The following is a 17,946-nucleotide window of genomic DNA, read 5'->3' on the forward strand; positions in this document are numbered from 1 at the left end:
CATGACCGGAAGCGGCGCTAGTGGCAGCGAACGTCAAAACCGCTCCACTAGCGCCTTGGCCCGCTCGCTGCTCGATCTGTGCCGGAGCCGCAAGCTCACCATTGCGACCGCGGAATCCTGCACCGGCGGACTGCTTGCCGGCGCGCTGACCGACATTCCCGGCTCGTCTGATGTCATTGACCGCGGCTTTGTGACCTACTCCAACGAGGCCAAGCGCGCCATGCTCGGCGTCAACGCCTCGACGCTTTCGACCTTCGGCGCGGTTTCCAAGGAGACCGCGACCCAGATGGCGGTCGGCGCGCTCGAGCGCGCCGGCGTCGATCTCGCGGTCGCCACAACAGGCATTGCCGGACCCGGCGGCGCGACCCCCGGCAAGCCGGTCGGGCTCGTGCACTTTGCCGCCGCCGCGCGCGACGGCCGCATCATCCACCGCGAATGCCGCTTTGGCGCGATCGGCCGCAGCACGGTGCGCGAGCGCTCGGTGATCGAAGCCTTGCGCATGCTGATGGAATTGGCACGCGGGCCGCAGGCGGCCGCAAAGCCGCGCCGCGCCGCAGTCAGCCGCTTGCGCCCGCGCGTGGTGCGCACGCCGCGCCGACATGCCGCGAAGGGGCGGCGGCCGCCAAGAGGCTGAGCTGCATCCCGCCTTCAAAGACGAGTTCGCGCGCGGACCGCAAGACCAGTTGCGTCCGCGCGCTCACTCCGAACTTGTCAAAACAGGGCCGATCAAGATCTCACGAAGCGAGGATCTTCACGCCCCACCACATTACGGTCGCGAACATCACCAGGGATGCCGCGACCAGAATATTATCAATGGAAGCGAATTTCATGGTGCTCTCCGCTTCCTACCCCTTCCAGCAGGCTACTTGATTCGCAGCCGGGCGACATCAGGCCGCCCCCGTCTATCCATCCGATCAAGTTTCGCCCCTTCCCTTGCGAGCAGCCGGAACCGGCTGCATCGCCGTCGATCGCGCCGGCCGCGGACGATGCGATGTCATCGTCCGCAAAGACCGTGCTGCGAGGAATGCCGGCTCAAAACGCCGCGTAGGCCGTCCGGAATGCAATGGCTCCAGCCAACGATCGCGGCCGAACCCGAACGCCGTGCCCGTCATTGCCGCTTTGCACGATCCATTGGCCATTCTCCTGGCCAACGATTTTTCCGACATGGTGGGGCCAGACAACGATAGCCCCGACGGACGGACCACCGGCATTGCTGCCGTAACGAGCCCAGGAGCGCGCCAGATTGTATTGCGGGCCCGGGTCCTGGCCTACCTGCGTTCGCATGTACCAACCGCACCACGCGGCGGGACGCCCGGCATAGGAAGAGCCGTGACCATGCCGGTGATGATGATACGAATGATGACGGTGCGTTCTGGCTTCTGCATGTGAGACGCAGGCAAAAGTCAACGCCGCGGCCATAGCGATTTTACGCATTACTCTGTCCTTCACTGCTGGGGAAAAAACCGGCCGCCGGAATGGACGCGGCCGGTCAGCCACCGCCGGCGCGATGTGCACCAAGCGTTGCTGTCTCTGTTATTCGAGGGAAACGCGAACGACGCCCGATCGCATCATGCCGAGCGCGCGCGCCGCGCTCATCGAGAGATCGATGACCCGGCCGCGCACGAACGGGCCGCGGTCATTGACGCGACACTGAATGGAGCGGCCTTCATGCCTGACAGTCACCATGCTTCCCATCGGCCTCGTCCGGTGAGCGCACGTCAATCCGTGACCGCGGCCGCCGTAATACGAAGCAAGTCCCGTCTCGGCCTGTGCGGAGGAAACGAAGAGCGGGAGAGCGGCTAGCAGAAGCGGGAGGGTGGTGATCAGAAATGTTCGATACATGAATGTCAGATGCATGAATGTGAGATACATGGGTCCTCGCAGGGTGCGTGACCCCTGCCCGAAGCCCTGAAAACGTCCAATTGTGACGCAAACTGGACGAAATCCGGGCTTTTCTAGACGCGCATGGCTGGGCTGCTTTCCCGGCCTCTCCAATGCATGGCGCAGGATCGCGCGAATTTCGTTTGCAGCGGGCGTTTGCTCGTTGATCGGCGATCCCTCGCCCGTCTCATTCTGCCGGCTCCGCAATCAGCACCTTGGCCGGCTGCGGCTCCTCCGCGGCTGGCAGCTGCGGCTCGTTTGGATGATCCGGAGACGGCCCGACGCCCTTGACCAGCCCGAAGATCGCCGGGATCACGATCAGCGTCAGCAGGGTCGAGGAGATCATGCCGCCAATCATAGGCACCGCGATGCGCTGCATGATCTCCGAGCCGGTCCCCGTGCTCCACATGATCGGTAGCAGTCCCGCCATGATGGCGACCACCGTCATCATCTTCGGGCGGACACGCTCGACCGCGCCCTCCATGATCGCGTCGCGAACATCGGCATGGCTCAGCGGCCGCCCCTCGGCGACGCGGCGGTTCCTGAGCGCGGCCAGCGCCTGATCAAGGTAGATCAGCATCACGACGCCGGTCTCGGCGGCGACGCCGGCGAGCGCGATGAAGCCCACGGCGACGGCGACAGAGAGATTGAAGTTGAGCCACCACATCAGCCAGAGCCCGCCGACGAGCGCGAACGGCAGCGACAGCATGACGATCATCGTCTCCGTGAGCGACCTGAAATTGAGGTAGAGCAGCAGGAAGATGATGAGCAGCGTCGCCGGCACGACGATCTTCAGGCGCGCCATCGCCCGCTCCAGATATTCGTACTGGCCGCTCCAGATCACGTAATAGCCCGGCGGAAACTGGATGCTCGCCTGCACCGCGCGCTGCGCCTCCGTGACGTAGCCGCCGAGGTCGCGGTCGCGGATGTCGACATAGATATAGGTCGCAAGCTGTCCGTTTTCCGTCCGGATCGAGCTCGGCCCGCGCGTGAGCGCAACCGTTGCGACCTCGCCGAGCGGCACAGCCCCTCCCGCCGGCATGGCAACGAGGATGTCGCTTGCAATCGCTTTCGGATTGTCCCGGAGGTCGCGCGGGTAGCGCATGTTCACGGTGAAGCGCTGCCGGCCCTCGACCGTGGTCGTAACGGTCTGGCCGCCGAGCGCGGTCGCAATGCTGTCCTGGACGTCCTGGACCGTGATGCCGTAGCGCGCGAGCGCCGAGCGGTCGGGGCTGATTTCGAGATAGTAGCCGCCGAGCCCGCGCTCGGCGTAGGCCGACGAGGTGCCGGGCACGGTCCGCAGTACCTGCTCGATCTGCCTGGCCAGCCGGTCGATCTCGACGAGGTCGGTGCCGATCACCTTGACGCCGACGGGCGTGCGGATGCCGGTCGAGAGCATGTCGATGCGCGCCTTGATCGGCATGGTCCAGGCGTTCGAAACGCCGGGAAACTGCAACGCCTTGTCCATCTCGGCGATCAGGCCGTCGATGGTGAGACCCTCGCGCCATTGTGCCTTCGGCTTGAGGTTGACGACGGTCTCGAACATCTCCGGCGGCGCCGGGTCGGTCGAGGTCGAGGCGCGCCCGGCCTTGCCGTAGACGGACGCGACCTCGGGAAACGAGCGAATGATCCGATCCTGGGTCTGCATCAGTTCGGCGGCCCTGGTGACGGAGATGCCAGGCAGCGTGGTCGGCATGTAGAGCAGCGTGCCTTCGTTCAGGCTCGGCATGAACTCGGTGCCGAGCTGCCGCGCCGGCCAGATCGTGACGGCGAGCACGCCGATCGCAAGCAGCACGACGAGGATTTTCGCGCGCAGCACGCCCCTGATCACGGGACGATAGATCCAGATCAGGAATCGGTTGATCGGGTTCTTATGCTCCGGAACGATCCGCCCGCGAACGAAGATCACCATCAGCGCCGGCACCAGGGTGACGGAGAGCAGCGCGGCGGCTGCCATCGCGAAGGTCTTGGTGAAAGCGAGGGGGCTGAACAGTCGCCCCTCCTGCGATTCCAGCGTGAAAATCGGCATGAACGAGACGGTGATGATCAGCAGACTGAAGAACAGTGCCGGCCCGACCTCCGATGCGGCCTCGATCAGGATCGCGATCCGCGACTGGCCGGGCTTTGCGCGCTCGAGGTGCTTGTGGGCGTTCTCGATCATCACGATCGCGGCGTCGACCATGGCGCCGATGGCAATCGCGATGCCGCCGAGGCTCATGATGTTGGAGCCGATGCCAAGCAGCTTCATCGCCCCGAACGCCATCAGCACGCCGACCGGCAGCATCAGGATGGCGACCAGCGCACTGCGCACGTGCAGCAGAAAGGCGATGCAGACCAGCGCGACGACCAGGCTTTCCTCGATCAGCGTGTGCCTGAGCGTGTCGATGGCGGCGTAGATCAGGTTCGAGCGGTCATAGACCGGCACGATCTCCACCGATTTCGGCAGGCTGGTCGCGATCTCCTTGAATCGCTTCTTGACGTTCTCGATGACGTCGAGCGCATTGACGCCGAAGCGCTGCAGGACGATGCCGCTTGCGACTTCTCCCTCGCCGTTGAGCTCGGTGATGCCACGCCGCTCATCCGGTCCCAGCTCGACCCGCGCGACGTCGCGCAGCAGCACGGGCGTGCCCTTGTCCGTCTTGAGCACGATGTTGCCGAGGTCATCGATGCCCTTGAGGTAACCCTTGCCGCGGATGACGTATTCGAACTCCGACAGCTCGACGGTGCGCCCGCCGACATCCGCATTGCTGGCGCGGATCGCGTCCCGTACCTTCTGCATAGTGATGCCGAGATCGCGCATCCGCTGCGGGTCGAGGATCACGTTGTACTGTTTGACGAAGCCGCCGACGCTCGCGACTTCGGCGACGCCTTCCGCCCGGGCAAGCGCGAATTTGAGATTCCAGTCCTGGATCGTGCGCGTCTCGGCGAGGTTCAGCTCCCGGGACATCAGGGCGTACTGGTAGACCCAGCCAACGCCGGTGGCATCCGGGCCGATGGTCGGCGTCACGCCCGCGGGCAGCCGCGACGCGGCGCCGTTGAGGAATTCGAGCACGCGCGAGCGAGCCCAGTAGATGTCGGTGCCGTCCTCGAAGATCACGTAGACGAACGAAACGCCGAAGAAGGAGAAGCCACGCACCACCTTCGATTTCGGCACGGTCAGCATGGCGGTCGTGAGCGGATAGGTGACCTGGTCCTCGATCACCTGCGGCGCCTGCCCCGGATACTCCGTATACACGATCACCTGCGTGTCGGAGAGATCGGGAATGGCATCGAGCGGCAGATGGATGAGCGCGTAGATTCCAGCCGCGGCGGCGAAGCCGGTGCCGAACAGCACCAGCAGCAGGTTGCGGGCCGACCAGGCGATGAGGCGGGTGATCATGGCCGCGCCTCCTTGCCGACCGGCTGGCTGGACAGCGTGCCATCGGCCTCGGCAAATCCCTTCAACGCCGCCTTCAAATTGCTCTCGGCATCGATCAGAAAGTTGGCGGAAGTCACGACCGCTTCGCCTTCGCTGACGCCCTCGGCGATTTCGACGTAGCCGCCGCCGCGACGGCCGAGCTTGACCGCGCGCGGCTCGAAGCGGCCTGCTCCCTTGTCGATCAGGAGGGCCTGACGTGCGCCGCTGTCGAGCACCGCGCTTTCGGGGACGGCGAGCACCGGGCCTGGCGTGCCTGTTTCGATCTCGGCGTCGACGTACATCTCGGGCCGCAGCACTTCGTCGGGGTTGGGCACTTCGATGCGGATGCGCGCGGTGCGGGTCTGGGCGTTGAGATGCGGATAGATCAGCGTCACCGCACCGGTGAAGGTCTGGCCTGCGAGGGCGCGCGGACGGATCGTCACTTTCGTTCCGACGGCGACCTGAGGGAGGTCGCGTTCCGCCACGTCGACAACCACCCAGACAAGTTGATGGTCGGCGATCCTGAACAGGACATCACCGGGTCCCGCCCGCATTCCGCTCACCGCGTTGCGCTCGAGGATTTCGCCATCCTGCGGCGCGAGCCAGGGAATCGAGAGCGAGATATCGCGGGTGCGTTCGAGCTCCCTGATCGCCGGTTCAGGTGTCGCGAGATTCTCGAGCCTGCGGCGTGCGCCCTTCAACTCCTTTCCGGTCGCGCCGGCGTTGATTGCGGAGAGATATTCGGCGGCGGCGCTGGAGAGCGCCGGACTGTAGACGTTCATCATCGGCTGCCCCTTGTGGACATGATCGCCGGTCGTGACGTTGGCGACGCTTTCAACGAATCCTTCGAAACGCAGGGCGACAACCGAAACGCGCCGCTCGTCCTCCTGGACGGTCCCCGGCGCCCGGATCACCGACCTGATCGCTTGCCGCACGACCGGCTCGGATTTCGCGCCGCTGCGCTGGATCTTGCCCTGCGAGAGCTTTACGGTCCCGTCGTCGCTGTCCTCGCCTTCGTAGACCGCGATGTAGTCCATCCCCATCGAGTCCTTCTTCGGCACCGGCGAGGTGTCCGGCAGTCCCATGGGGTTGCGGTAGTATTTGATCTTGCGTTCGGGCTTCGCTTCAGCCGCTTTTGTGTCGGCCGGCGGCTCCTCAGGCTCGTCGAAGCTCACATCGGCGCTCGCCGGAACGGCGCGCCAGAGGCGTCCGTCCGGCGTCTTCTTTGGCGTGAGGGAGTAAAGCGGCTTCCCATCGGGGTCCTGGTAATAGACGGCCGGACCGCCCTCACCGGCGGCAGCCGCCGACACCACGACAGGTGCGGCGACGAACGGATTGGCACGCGGGATCGCCCCCGCGAGCACGGCGGCGCCGGCCGCTGCGCCAATCGCAGCGGCCGCGCCCATGGCGAAAGCGCGGTTCATTTTTGTGCCGTGACGACGAGCTTGCTTTCGAGCGTCCCGGTCTCGCCCTGCACCTTGGCACCGAGCGACAACTGCCAACGGCCGGCCATGCCGAAATTGGCCTTGAAGCGGTACGTGCCCGGCTCCGTCCCCGGCATCGACGTCACCTTGGTCGCCATCTCCTGCATGCCGTCGGGCGCCATGTCGAGACGGGAGGCGAAGATAACGGCATCGGGCACGGGCTTGCCGGTCTTCTTGTTGACCAGGCGAACGGTCACGATCTTGTCGGCGCCGGCCTGGACGGTCGGCTCGACGAGCTGGAATTCATAATCCTTGATGTCGGCAAGCGCGAGCTTCGGCGCTCCCGTCACGGAAAGGCCGATCAGCGCGGCGGCGAGCGCGCGCGCGATAGTGGAAGTCTTCATGATGTCTTTGTCCTCGAAACGTCTGATGAAGCCGCGTGAACGGCATGCGAAGACGCGCGTCCGGCGCTGGCCGCGCGTCAGCGTTCCGGCACTGAAGTGCCGGTCAGACGATGTTTCGAGGTGGTTGGTCGGGCGGATGCTCGCCCAAGCCGTCGATCAGACGATCGTCCGGCAGGGCAAAGGCGCGGCGCGAGGGCTGGCGATCGGCCAGCACGGCAGCGTCCGGCAGCGGCAAAGCGACATTGAACACGCACAGCGCCATCAAGGCGCAGACCCCGCAATCCCTGGCTTTCTGCTCCTGCTGGTCCGGGCAGCAGGGCATGTCGTCAGCCATCATCTGCATGTCGCCCATGGTGGCGACAGAATGCGCTGCAGCGATCGCCGGCCCGGCGAGGGGCGCCGCCAGCAATCCCGCCGCGATGGCGAGAGCGATCAGCCACCTGAAGAAATTCTTCGGACTCATGCGCCCTTTTCCCATGTTCCGGCTCATGGCGCAAATAGGCCCGATATCACGATCGCGCCAGATTGCGGATGGTCGACGCCCTCATTTGCCGGCCACACGGTTGCCGGCGCGCCACGACTCAGGTCGAGGAAATCGCCTTCTTCCCGTAGATCGCGTCCGCCCGTTTCTCGAACGCAGAGGAAAAGCGCGCGAATGCCGCGTCGAACATCGAGCCCATCAGCATCGCGAGCATACGGCTCTTGAACTCGTAGGAGAGAAAGAAGGTCACGTCGCAAGCCTCCTCGCCTTTCGGCTCGAACAGCCAGCGGTTCTCGAGATTCGAGAACGGCCCGCGCAGGTACTCGACCAGGATCTTCAGGTTGGGGCGGTCGAGCGTAACGCGGCTGGTGAAACTCTCCTTCACCAGCTTGAACGATACCGTCATGTCGGCGACCACGACCTCGGTGCCGTCGCCCCTCGACGTGCGCTGGCGGACCTTCAGCGCCTGGCACAGCGGCACGAATTCCGGGTAGCGCTCGACATCGGCGACAAGGTCGAACATCTGTTCGGCGCGGTGCTGGACGTGGCGCTTGCTGGAAAATCTCGGCATGGCGTTCGCTTAGCGCGATGCCGCTGCGCGCGCCGCCTTGAGCCGGGCGAAATCCTCCCCGGCATGGTGGGAGGAGCGTGTCAGCGGGCTCGCCGACACCATCAGGAATCCCTTGGTGTAGGCGACCTTCTCAAGACCCTTGAACTCGTCCGGCGGCACATAGCGCATCACGGCGTGATGCTTGCGGGTCGGCTGCAGATATTGACCGACGGTGAGGAAATCGACCTCGGCCGAACGCAGGTCGTCCATCACCTGCAGCACCTCGTGGCGCTCCTCGCCCAGGCCCACCATGATGCCGGACTTGGTGAAGATCGTGGGATCGATCTCCTTGACCCGCTGCAGCAGGCGAATGGAGTGGAAGTAGCGCGCGCCTGGACGCACCGAGAGATAGCGCGAAGGCACGGTCTCGAGATTGTGGTTGAAGACGTCGGGCTTGGCGGCAACCACGGTCTCCAATGCGCCGTCCTTGCGCAGGAAATCGGGCGTCAGGATCTCGATCGTGGTCTGCGGGCAGCGCGCGCGGATGGCGCGGATGGTCCGGGCAAAGTGCTCGGCCCCGCCATCGGCGAGATCGTCGCGGTCGACGGAAGTGACCACGATATGCGCCAGGCCGAGCTTGAAGGTCGCTTCGGCCACGTGCTCGGGCTCGCTGACATCGAGCGCGTCGGGCATCCCGGTCTTCACGTTGCAGAAGGCGCATGCCCGCGTACAGGTGTCACCCATGATCATGAAGGTCGCGTGCTTCTTGTCCCAGCACTCGCCGATGTTGGGACAGCCCGCCTCCTCGCACACGGTGACGAGGCCGTTCTCCTTCACGATGTTGCGCGTATCGGCGTAGCCGCGGCTATTCGGCGCGCGCACCCGGATCCAGTCCGGCTTCGCCGGCGAAAGCGCGTCCGGCCGGTTCACCTTCTCGGGGTGACGCGGGCGCAGCGGGGTCGCTGAAACGGTATCGATGATGACGGCCATGGTGGTCGAGAAATTCCTGTTTGCTTTAGCTAATCTGTATTCCCGAAGGCCGCAACCCGGCTCGCCTACGGTATCAGAACATGCAAGATTGGGTACCGTTCCCGCCCGTCCCCGCCGATTTCCACCCCAGAATGGCTCGAAAACCGAATCCTGCGCCCCCGCTGGGCAAGCCCCTGAAACGCGCCTTCTTCGGCCGCAGCGTGCATGAGGTCGCCCCCGACCTGATCGGCGCCACGTTGCTGGTGAACGGCGTCGGCGGCCTCATCGTAGAGGTGGAGGCCTATCACCACACCGAACCCGCCGCGCATTCCTACCGCGGGCCGACGCCGCGCAACCTGGTGATGTTCGGTCCGCCGGGCTTTGCCTATGTCTACCGCTCCTACGGCATCCACTGGTGCGTGAACTTCGTCTGCGAGGAAGAGGGCTCGGCGAGCGCCGTGCTGATCCGCGCGCTGGAGCCGACCCATGGACTGGCTTCGATGCGGCGACGGCGCGGCGTCACCGAGGCGCGGATGCTGTGCTCGGGCCCCGGCAAATTGTGCGAGGCGCTCGGCATCACCATTGCGCATAGCGGCCTGCCGCTCGACCGACCGCCGATCGCGCTGTTCGCCCGCACGTCGAAGGTGGAGATCGCTGCCGGCGTGCGGATCGGCCTCACCAAGGCGGTGGAACTGCCCTGGCGCTACGGTCTCAAGGGCTCGAAATTCCTCAGCAAGCCGTTTCCGGCCGGTCGCGGCTAGTGGTCCGATTCTAGCGCTCGCATCCCGTTTTCCCAGAATGTTCTTGCGGACGCTAGAATCGAAGGACAAACAGCAAATATGGGCTTCCGGTGGAGTTCTGAATTTGACACTCGCTTTGCGGACCCACGGTCAGATGGGTAGCGAATGTCAAATCCACTCGGTTAGTATTCGCGGCGCACGTCGACGAGATTGAGCAGCCTGCGATCTGCCAGCGTTCTCGATGCGTTTTCCAGCACGAGGTCCAGCGTCATCGGAAGATACTCCGTGAGGTCATCAGACGAGCAATGCGGCGTGATTAGCAGATTTGGCGTCTTCCACAGCGACGAGCTTCGCGGCAGCGGCTCGGGATCGAAAACGTCCAGCACGGCGCCGCCGAGTCGCCCCTTCCGCAGGTGCTTCTCAAGCGCACCATAGTCGACGACCTGCGCCCGCGCGAAATTCAGGAAGCCTGCCGTCTTTTTCATTAGCGCAAACTCGCTCGCACCGATCATCCCATCCGTTGCCGAGGTCGACGGCACCGCGACAACTACGAAGTCGGCGCGCGGCAAGCATTCGTGCAGCCGTTGCGGACCAACCACCTCATCGCAATACCGGTGCGGCTTCGCGCCGCGGCGGATTCCGATCACATGGAGGCCGACCCGCTTGGCCTCGCGCGCCCCCGCCCCTCCGAGATGGCCTGCACCGATAACGAGCAGCGTCTTGCCCTTGAGCTGGGTCGTGAAAAGCGGAAGCCATTCCCGGCGCGCCTGCGCGTTCATCAGGGCCGGTATCCGATTGTTGAGCATCAGGATACACATCAGAATGTACTCGCCAGCCTTCTGGCGATGAATTCCCTTGTTGTTGGTGATCGCGATATCCTTCGGCAGCCAGTCGAAAGGCCGCAGATATTCGATACCCGCTCCAATCAAATGAATGGAGCGCAGATTCGGCGCCATATCGCGTAGGTTCCTGCGCGGGACCTGCTGGGACGTCACGAACATCGACGCCGTCTTCAGCATCGCCGGAGCGTTGTCGAGGTCCCATCCGACGCTTGTGCGAATCCGGCTTGAGAGGTCCTTTCGCCGAAGCAGCGCGGCCTTGATGATATCCGGCGTCATGTGGAACACCGGATGAGCCTCGCGGCGCGAGTTGAAGTGTATGTGGAATTTTTCGTTCTTCATGATGTTCAGGGCTGCCCGTCGGGTTGATCGGCATAAGCGAGCACGTCGCGCGGTTCGATATTGATGAACACCCCGCCGCCGACTTCGAGCTGCGCGAACTCGCGCTCGTCGGCGAGATGTGCGGTCCACGATGTGCCGTCGTTCAGGCGAAGACCGACTTCGATATATCGGCCGAGATAGGTCTTCGAGGTCACCGTAGCGCCAAGCGATTGACCTGCATCCTGTCCTCCCGCCGTCAACGCGACCCGTTCCGGCCGCGTGAAGATCGTCACGCGCTCGCCGACGCCGATCGATTGCACCGGCGCGCGAGATCGAACGAGGCCGACCGCCGGGATCTCCAGCACCAGCGTCTGGGCGTCACGTTCCCGGCAAATCGCCGTTACCGAATTCGTGACGCCGACGAACTTTGCCACGAATGGACTGGCGGGCTGTCGATAGATATCTTCGGGCTTGCCGAACTGAAGCAGGGAGCCTTTCGACATCAGCGCCAGGCGGTCGGCGAGCCCGAGTGCTTCGTCCTGATCATGCGTCACGAAGATCGTCGTTACGCCGGTGAGCCGCTGAATCCGTTTCAGCTCGATCCGCATTTCCTCACGCAGCTTCTTATCGAGTGCACTGAGCGGTTCGTCGAGCAGCAGGACCGTCGGCTTGATCACGAGCGATCGAGCGAGCGCAACGCGTTGTTGTTGGCCACCAGACAACTGGCGGGCCATGCGTCCGCTAAACCCATCGAGGTCGACCAGCGCGAGGGCCTCCGATACCCGCCGCTCGATCTCGGCGCGGTCGACATGCCGCATCTTGAGGCCGAAACCGACATTTTCTCCGACCGTCATATGTGGAAACAGCGCATAGTCCTGAAAAACCATACCGATGTTGCGGCGGTGCGGCGGTACGTCCGTCATGCGCCGCGAACCGATATGGATATCGCCCGAGTGTGATACGAAGCCAGCCACGCTGCGCAGAAGCGTGCTCTTGCCGCAGCCCGACGGCCCGAGCAGCGCGAGAATCTCCCCGGCCGGCAAATCCAGATTCAGTCGATCGACCGCGACGAGATCGCGATATCGCACGCTCACGTCGTCGAGCCGAACCGATTCCGATTGAAGCATCGAGATACTCATCCCGTGACCATTTCCAGACCGGCCCACCGCTCGATCGCGAGTACCACCACTGTCGTCAGAGCAATGAGCATCGCCGAAATCGCGCAAACAGTCGGATCGGTTTCAAGCATCGCGTAGGAATAGATTTCGACAGGCAGCGTCGTCCGGTCCCATACGAGAAACTGCGTCGCGGTGAAGTTGTCGAACGACGTCACGAAAGCGAAGATCGCGGCCGCGACCATCGCCGGCTTGACGCAGGGTATGGTGACGCGGACGAAGGCGGTAACGGGATGCGCACCGTGAATGATGGCTGCATCCTCCAGCGATTGCGGAAATCGAAGGAGCGACGCGCTCAGGACCTTCACCGTGTAGGGCAGCGTCAGGATCAAATGCAGGATGCCGAGGCCCAGGAAGGAGCTCGCCAGCCCCGCATTTGCAAGCAGAACCAGGAGCGCCATGCCCATGACGACCTGCGGCACGATCAACGGGGAGTTAATCAGCGCAGCGACCAGTTCCCTTCCGGGAAACCGATGCCGCATCAACGCTACCGAGCACATCAAGCCGATGATCAGCGACAATGCCGTTGAAATCGCCGCAAGCACGAGGCTGAACTGGAGACTGTGGAGAAAACGTTCGCGCTGGAATGCATTCGCATACCACCGCAACGAGAACCCATGCGGGGGAACTGCGATCTCCGTGCCGTCATTGAAAGACGAGACAACCACGACGGCAAGCGGCACTGCCATGCATATCACGCCGACGGCGGTCAGAAACCACGCGAACCATCCGGGCCGATTCATGTCCTAAGCCCCCGGAGCTGGGAACTCAGCCGCTGAATCACGATCAGCGTGAGCAGCGCGATCACCAGCAGAACGACCGACATCGCCGCGGCAAACGGCGTATCCAGCACCGCCATCGCCTGCTCCTGAATGATATTCGCAATCATGTTGAAATAGCCGCCGCCCATCATGCCCGGCATGATGTAGGCGGTCAGGTCGAACAGGAAAACGAGCACGATTCCGGCAAGGACGCCTGGAAGGCTCAACGGAAGCGTCACGTGGACAAACGTTCGCAGACGGCTTGCCCCGAGCGAAGCGGCAGCAGCTTCCAGGTTGCGCTCAAGGTTTTTCAGTACGCTATAGATGGGAAAGATCATGAACGGCAGCGGCACCAGGATCAGACCGATCGCGACGCCCGCCTCGTGGAACAGCAGTGAAACCGGCCGCTCGATCAGCCCAAGCTGAAGCAGCGCGCGATTGATGATGCCATTGTTGCCCAGCACCAGGATCAGCGCGTAGGTGCGCACGATGTAGCTGGTGAAGAACTGCACCACGAGAAGTAGCGTCAGCGTCAGCCGAACAGCCTGCCCCGACCGCGCCATCACATAGGCGAAGGGATAGCCGAGCAACAGCGTAATCGGCGTGCAGTACGCCGCGACCCTGAACGACCGCCACATGAAGCCGAGATAGAACGGGTCGGAGAGGAAACGTCTGTATTGCGCGAGGCTGACGTTCCCCTCCGGGTCGTGCAGGCTTATGAGGCCCGCAACGACCAGTGCAGCGAGAAAGATACCGATCAGCAGCGCGCCGGGCGCGAGCAGGACAAAGATCGCTCCATTCTTCCGCAGCGTCGCATCCGGTTGCATCGACGACCATCACCTATCGCGTGGAGACCAAGAGGCGGAACGCGCACACCTGCCCTTATCTGGTCAGGATTTCGCGATTCCAGCGCTCCACCCAAGCGCCATAGTGGGCATTCACATAGTCCCAATCAGGCGTAAACAGATCGCCCAATGGCGGGATGACATCCCGAATGCTGGACGGTGCCTTCGCATTCCTGTTCGATGGGATCGAGCCAAGCTGCTCGACGATGCGCTCCTGAATGCCCGGATCGAGGATCGCATTGAGCACCTTCGCCGCCTCCGCCTCGTTGGGCCGGCCCTTCAGCATCGTGATAACGTTGACCGACAGAAATTGAGGCTTGGCCGGCATCACAAACCGGTAGTTTGAACCGGGCCCCAGCAACTTGTAGACCACCCCGAGAACGCCGTAGCCCGCGACATTGGCTTCGCCAGCCTGAACGAGCTTGAGCGCCTCGGCATCCGCCTTGTAGATGACGCCGAGATTGGCTTTGAGCGCCTTCAGTTTCTCAAAACCAGGGTCGATGTTCTTTTCATTTCCGCCGGCGAGCAACGCGGCGATCATGATGAACATGCCTTTGTCCTGATCGATCGATGTCGTTATCATCCCTTTCAACCGAGGATCCCAAAGATCCTCCCAGGTCTTGATCTCGAAAGGCGTCCGGTCGGCGCGATAGAAAATTCCGCGCGGCGATGACCACATGGTCGGCCCGCTCGGAAAGATCAGCTGCTCGGGAATGTCCTTCAAGTTCGGAACGAGATCGGCCGGAACGGGCCGGATGACGCCGCTCGCCAGCGCTTTTGCGGCGGTCGCGTCAGCCGTCATCCAGAGGTCGACCTGCGGATTGGCCTTCTGCGCCTCAAGGCGCTGCAGGCCGGCCACCGAGCTTGCCTGAGTGACGAACTCGATCTTCGTACCGGTCGCCTTTTCCAGGTCGGGCTTGACGCTGTTCATCGCGTCGATGAACGCGCCGGCCCACGTCTGAATGACGATGGTTTTCTGAGCGAACGCTGGCGACAAGAGCACGACCTGCAATGCGACTGCACAAAAGCAGGATCTCAATATCCACCTCATCGTGACCACCCCCCTCGTTGCTACGATCGGTCCGATCGCAAGTCACCCTGTCATCCGCATCGCCTCAATACTCGCGACTGACATCGACCACGTTGGTCAACGGCTCCCCCGCCAGATGTCGCCTAACATTATTGAAGAAGATGTCCAGCGTCCGCGGGACATATTGATCCAGGTCGTCCGAGAGCACATGCGGCGTTATCAGAAGGTTCGGCGCATCCCACAGGCTCGCATCGGCCGGCAACGGCTCGGGATAGGTGACGTCGATGATCGCGCAACCGATCTGATCGGTTCGCAGCGCCTCCTCGAGCGCCTTGGGATCGACCAGCCCGCCCCGCGACATGTTGATGAAGGCGGCACCGCGCTTCATGCGCCTGAATTCCTCGCGCGCCATGATGAAGCGAGTCGTGGACGTCAACGAGATGTTGACCAGGACGATGTCTGCGCGCGGCAAGAGCTCGTGCAGGGCGCCCGGCCCGTGCATCTCGCTCACCGCCGGATGCGGTTCCTTGCTTCTCCTGATACCGATAACGCGCATGCCGAGCTTCTTGGCCTGCTCGGCCGCTCCTCCGCCGATGTGGCCGACGCCAACGATCAGGAGCGTCTTGCCCTCCACCGTGGGCGTAAAGATGCGATTCCACTCCTTGCGGCGCTGGGCGGTTATCAGCTTGGGTATCTGTGCGTTGGCCATCAATATGGCCATCAGCGCGGACTGGGAAGCCTTCGGAACATGCGCCCCGCAGTTCGTGGTGAGTGTAAGCCCCTTTGGCACCCAATCGAACGGCAGCATGTAGTCCACGCCCGCACCGAGCACCTGCACGAGCTTCAGTCGTGGCGCCTTCTCGGCAAGGCGGTCGCGAGGAAACCGATACCCGATCATGGCGTCGGCATTCCCGATCGCCCGATCGAAAACATCGCCGTCGATGCCCCAGCTCGTTTCGGTAATCTTCGCAATATCGGGAAACCGCTGCAACGCCTCCTCGTATTGCTTCGGATAAACCGTAAATACCGGCATCAGCCTGGTTTCGTTCTCGATATGGATACGAAACGGCTTCTCTTTCGAGAATAAAGGTCTGTCCGTTGCGGGGAAGCTGCCCATCTAGCCGGAACCTCGCTTGATCCGCTCGTGGAAAATATAGCCGAGAAAATCCATCAGAACGCGCGCGGCAAGAAAAGCCGTCGTTCCCGTATGGTCATAGTCGGGCGCAACCTCGACCAAGTCGACACCTACGACGTCACCCAGTCTTGCCAGACCTTTCAGCAGGTCGATCACCTCGTAGTACTGGAAACCGCCATGGCTCGGCGTTCCGGTACCGGGCGCAATCGACGGATCAAAGCCGTCAATATCGATCGTCACATAGTAGCGCGGAGCCTTGGGGATCTCGTTCAGCGTCGCTTCGGTGCCGAGCCGTCGGATCTGCCGCACGGACAGGATTTTCGAGCCGAGCGCCCGTGCCGCATCGTAGTCGCCCCTGTTCGAGGACGACACGCCTCGAATGCCGAGATGGGTGATGCCGCGCACGTGCTTCATCTCGGATGCGCGCCGCAGCGGATTGCCGTGGCCGTAGCGGACGCCATGCCGCTCGTCGACGAAATCGAGGTGCGCGTCGAAATGCACGATATGTACAGGGGGCTGTTCGTCGAACGCCTTGATGCAAGCGGCATGCACGGCGTGGTCGCCTCCCAGCGAAACCGGCAACGCGCCGGCCTTCAGGATGGCGCGCACCGCCGTCTCGGCGTTGGCGAGGCTTTTCAGCGTATCGGTGTGCACGATGTCGGCGTCACCGATATCGACGATCCTCACCTTGTCGCGCGGCAGGTAGACGACGTCGTCCTCGTGGTCGTAACCACCGCTATGCCCGAAAGAGAACAGCGTCGAGGCCTCGCGGATCGCCCGCGGTCCGAAGCGCGCACCGGCACGGTATTGGGTGCCCATGTCAAAGGGAATGCCGAGAATCGCAACGTCGGCGTCGATCGCGTTCCAATCGAGACAGACCGGCTGCTTCCCGAAGGTGGCGTGACCCACAAAGGGCAGATTGAGCCGCCCGCTCTCGTAGCCATGTGATTCGTTCGTCATCTCCAAGCGGCCCCCGAACATCCGCTTGGCAAACCTAGGCCGCGGCCATATCATCGGTAAATATCGATGTTATGAACCTTATATCAGTATTTTTCTATGTTATGAGATCGACCCGTGATCCCGCCGAAGCTCACAAATTCGGACATCAGCCTGCTCCGCGTGTTCGTTGCGGTGGTCCACAGCGGAGGCTTCTCGGCGGCGCGAACCGAACTAAACGTCAGCCAGCCAACGATCAGCATGAAGGTATCCGACCTCGAGGCTCGGCTTGGCATGCGTCTTTGCGAGCGTGGACGCGGCGGCTTCAAGCTGACGGCGGAGGGACAACGGGTTTACGAAGCTTCGCTCAACCTGTTTCAATCGCTCGAGACATTTCGCGCGGAGATCGGCTCCGTCCGCGGTCGCATCGTCGGCGATCTCCATATCGGCATCGCCGATGCAACGATTACCAATACCGGCCTGAAACTGGATCAGGCCATCGAACGGTTCAAAAGAAAGGCGCCGGACGTTCACATCCATATGCACGTGGCTTCTGCGCTCGAACTTGAACTCGGGCTGGTCGAGGACAGGTTGCATGTGGTGATCGGACCGCTGCAGCGTCGGCGCCCCGAACTGGTCTACGCGCCGGTACTGGTCGAAGAACAGGCTCTGTATTGTGGGCGCAACCACCCCCTGTTCGAGCGAGCGCCGGACCGCATCGAGCCGTCTGAACTTAACAACATCGAATTTGTCCGACGCGGATATCTGACGCGCTGGCAGGCGCCACTCGGCGTGGAATTCAGGGCGACGGCGACCACCCTTCACATGGAAGCAACGACGCGCCTCGTTCTCAGCGGCACGCATATCGGATACCTGCCGACCCATCATGCAAGCTTCTGGGTGAAGCGCGGCGAACTGAAGCCTATCCTGCCAGCACTGTTGTCCTACGATTCCCCGTTTCTGCTGGCGACGCGACGCTCTCCGGCCAGCAGCGCGTTGCGGCGCTTTCTGGGGGATTTCCGCAGCGTCCAGCGGCATCCGCCGCCGAGTTGATGCCT

General features: G+C 63.0%; 18 protein-coding genes. 3 read left to right on the forward strand and 15 right to left on the reverse strand.

The window, feature by feature from the left end; translation table 11 throughout:
* Window position 1: 1 nt before the first annotated feature.
* Complete coding sequence (locus tag QOU61_RS19335; RefSeq protein ID WP_289652803.1) at window positions 2–634, forward strand: CinA family protein; 633 nt, start codon at window positions 2–4, stop codon at window positions 632–634.
* Window positions 635–1,032: 398 nt separating this feature from the next.
* Here QOU61_RS19335 and QOU61_RS19340 read toward each other — a convergent pair whose 3' ends face one another.
* The 8 genes from QOU61_RS19340 to lipA form a co-directional block, all read right to left on the reverse strand.
* Window positions 1,033–1,434 carry a C40 family peptidase gene (locus QOU61_RS19340; protein WP_289652804.1) on the reverse strand — a complete coding sequence of 134 codons (402 nt, stop codon included), beginning with the start codon at window positions 1,432–1,434 and terminating at the stop codon, window positions 1,033–1,035.
* Between the two features lie 99 nt (window positions 1,435–1,533).
* Window positions 1,534–1,842: a septal ring lytic transglycosylase RlpA family protein gene (locus QOU61_RS19345; RefSeq protein ID WP_289661606.1), complete on the reverse strand. Its 309-nt coding sequence runs from the start codon at window positions 1,840–1,842 to the stop codon at window positions 1,534–1,536.
* Window positions 1,843–2,068: 226 nt separating this feature from the next.
* The gene (locus QOU61_RS19350; RefSeq protein WP_289652805.1) at window positions 2,069–5,260 is read right to left on the reverse strand and encodes an efflux RND transporter permease subunit; all 3,192 of its coding nucleotides are present in this window, start codon (window positions 5,258–5,260) and stop codon (window positions 2,069–2,071) included.
* A complete protein-coding gene (locus QOU61_RS19355; protein WP_289652806.1) occupies window positions 5,257–6,702 on the reverse strand; it encodes an efflux RND transporter periplasmic adaptor subunit in 1,446 nt (481 codons plus the stop codon). Before QOU61_RS19355 ends, QOU61_RS19350 begins: the two co-directional genes overlap by 4 nt.
* Window positions 6,699–7,106 (reverse strand): FixH family protein, encoded by a 408-nt coding sequence (locus tag QOU61_RS19360; RefSeq protein ID WP_289652807.1) that lies wholly within the window; start codon window positions 7,104–7,106, stop codon window positions 6,699–6,701. The genes QOU61_RS19355 and QOU61_RS19360 overlap by 4 nt, the downstream gene beginning before the upstream one ends.
* A 103-nt stretch (window positions 7,107–7,209) precedes the next feature.
* On the reverse strand, window positions 7,210–7,569 hold the full coding sequence (locus QOU61_RS19365; RefSeq protein ID WP_289652808.1) for a hypothetical protein: 360 nt from the start codon (window positions 7,567–7,569) through the stop codon (window positions 7,210–7,212).
* A 118-nt stretch (window positions 7,570–7,687) separates the two neighbouring features.
* Entirely contained in the window at window positions 7,688–8,158 is a 471-nt protein-coding gene (locus QOU61_RS19370; RefSeq protein ID WP_289652809.1) for a type II toxin-antitoxin system RatA family toxin, read from the reverse strand.
* Between the two features lie 9 nt (window positions 8,159–8,167).
* Window positions 8,168–9,127: a lipoyl synthase gene (gene lipA, locus QOU61_RS19375; protein WP_289652810.1), complete on the reverse strand. Its 960-nt coding sequence runs from the start codon at window positions 9,125–9,127 to the stop codon at window positions 8,168–8,170.
* A gap of 131 nt (window positions 9,128–9,258) precedes the next feature.
* Here lipA and QOU61_RS19380 point away from each other — a divergent pair, with 131 nt between their 5' ends.
* Entirely contained in the window at window positions 9,259–9,867 is a 609-nt protein-coding gene (locus QOU61_RS19380) for a DNA-3-methyladenine glycosylase (protein ID WP_289652811.1), read from the forward strand.
* Between the two features lie 161 nt (window positions 9,868–10,028).
* On the opposite strand, the gene QOU61_RS37210 is transcribed toward QOU61_RS19380, so the two are convergent.
* The 7 genes from QOU61_RS37210 to speB all read right to left on the reverse strand — a co-directional run bounded on the left by QOU61_RS37210 (window position 10,029) and on the right by speB (window position 16,912).
* Entirely contained in the window at window positions 10,029–11,027 is a 999-nt protein-coding gene (locus QOU61_RS37210; protein ID WP_354142541.1) for a D-2-hydroxyacid dehydrogenase, read from the reverse strand.
* Between the two features lie 5 nt (window positions 11,028–11,032).
* A complete protein-coding gene (locus QOU61_RS19390; RefSeq protein WP_289652812.1) occupies window positions 11,033–12,232 on the reverse strand; it encodes an ABC transporter ATP-binding protein in 1,200 nt (399 codons plus the stop codon).
* Entirely contained in the window at window positions 12,142–12,924 is a 783-nt protein-coding gene (locus QOU61_RS19395; protein WP_289652813.1) for an ABC transporter permease, read from the reverse strand. The genes QOU61_RS19390 and QOU61_RS19395 overlap by 91 nt, the downstream gene beginning before the upstream one ends.
* Window positions 12,921–13,769, reverse strand: a complete 849-nt coding sequence (locus QOU61_RS19400) for an ABC transporter permease (protein WP_289652814.1) — start codon at window positions 13,767–13,769, stop codon at window positions 12,921–12,923. Before QOU61_RS19400 ends, QOU61_RS19395 begins: the two co-directional genes overlap by 4 nt.
* Before the next feature lie 55 nt (window positions 13,770–13,824).
* Window positions 13,825–14,790, reverse strand: coding sequence for an ABC transporter substrate-binding protein (locus QOU61_RS19405; protein ID WP_289661611.1), 966 nt, complete (start codon window positions 14,788–14,790; stop codon window positions 13,825–13,827).
* A gap of 112 nt (window positions 14,791–14,902) precedes the next feature.
* The gene (locus QOU61_RS19410) at window positions 14,903–15,934 is read right to left on the reverse strand and encodes a D-2-hydroxyacid dehydrogenase (protein ID WP_289652815.1); all 1,032 of its coding nucleotides are present in this window, start codon (window positions 15,932–15,934) and stop codon (window positions 14,903–14,905) included.
* The gene (gene speB / locus QOU61_RS19415) at window positions 15,935–16,912 is read right to left on the reverse strand and encodes an agmatinase (protein WP_289652816.1); all 978 of its coding nucleotides are present in this window, start codon (window positions 16,910–16,912) and stop codon (window positions 15,935–15,937) included.
* A gap of 114 nt (window positions 16,913–17,026) precedes the next feature.
* Here speB and QOU61_RS19420 point away from each other — a divergent pair, with 114 nt between their 5' ends.
* Window positions 17,027–17,941, forward strand: coding sequence for a LysR family transcriptional regulator (locus QOU61_RS19420; RefSeq protein WP_289652817.1), 915 nt, complete (start codon window positions 17,027–17,029; stop codon window positions 17,939–17,941).
* The last annotated feature ends 5 nt before the right edge of the window (window positions 17,942–17,946 follow it).

The sequence above is a fragment of the Bradyrhizobium sp. NP1 genome, assembly GCF_030378205.1.
Taxonomy (GTDB): domain Bacteria; phylum Pseudomonadota; class Alphaproteobacteria; order Rhizobiales; family Xanthobacteraceae; genus Bradyrhizobium.

Bases quoted from the DNA above. Each gene is read 5' to 3' on its own strand.
- QOU61_RS19335 (WP_289652803.1), top strand. From the start codon at position 2: ATGACCGGAAGCGGCGCTAGTGGCAGCGAACGTCAAAACCGCTCCACT.
- QOU61_RS19340 (WP_289652804.1), bottom strand. From the start codon at position 1,434: ATGCGTAAAATCGCTATGGCCGCGGCGTTGACTTTTGCCTGCGTCTCA.
- QOU61_RS19345 (WP_289661606.1), bottom strand. From the start codon at position 1,842: ATGTATCGAACATTTCTGATCACCACCCTCCCGCTTCTGCTAGCCGCT.
- QOU61_RS19350 (WP_289652805.1), bottom strand. From the start codon at position 5,260: ATGATCACCCGCCTCATCGCCTGGTCGGCCCGCAACCTGCTGCTGGTG.
- QOU61_RS19355 (WP_289652806.1), bottom strand. From the start codon at position 6,702: ATGAACCGCGCTTTCGCCATGGGCGCGGCCGCTGCGATTGGCGCAGCG.
- QOU61_RS19360 (WP_289652807.1), bottom strand. From the start codon at position 7,106: ATGAAGACTTCCACTATCGCGCGCGCGCTCGCCGCCGCGCTGATCGGC.
- QOU61_RS19365 (WP_289652808.1), bottom strand. From the start codon at position 7,569: ATGAGTCCGAAGAATTTCTTCAGGTGGCTGATCGCTCTCGCCATCGCG.
- QOU61_RS19370 (WP_289652809.1), bottom strand. From the start codon at position 8,158: ATGCCGAGATTTTCCAGCAAGCGCCACGTCCAGCACCGCGCCGAACAG.
- lipA (WP_289652810.1), bottom strand. From the start codon at position 9,127: ATGGCCGTCATCATCGATACCGTTTCAGCGACCCCGCTGCGCCCGCGT.
- QOU61_RS19380 (WP_289652811.1), top strand. From the start codon at position 9,259: ATGGCTCGAAAACCGAATCCTGCGCCCCCGCTGGGCAAGCCCCTGAAA.
- QOU61_RS37210 (WP_354142541.1), bottom strand. From the start codon at position 11,027: ATGAAGAACGAAAAATTCCACATACACTTCAACTCGCGCCGCGAGGCT.
- QOU61_RS19395 (WP_289652813.1), bottom strand. From the start codon at position 12,924: ATGAATCGGCCCGGATGGTTCGCGTGGTTTCTGACCGCCGTCGGCGTG.
- QOU61_RS19400 (WP_289652814.1), bottom strand. From the start codon at position 13,769: ATGCAACCGGATGCGACGCTGCGGAAGAATGGAGCGATCTTTGTCCTG.
- QOU61_RS19410 (WP_289652815.1), bottom strand. From the start codon at position 15,934: ATGGGCAGCTTCCCCGCAACGGACAGACCTTTATTCTCGAAAGAGAAG.
- speB (WP_289652816.1), bottom strand. From the start codon at position 16,912: ATGACGAACGAATCACATGGCTACGAGAGCGGGCGGCTCAATCTGCCC.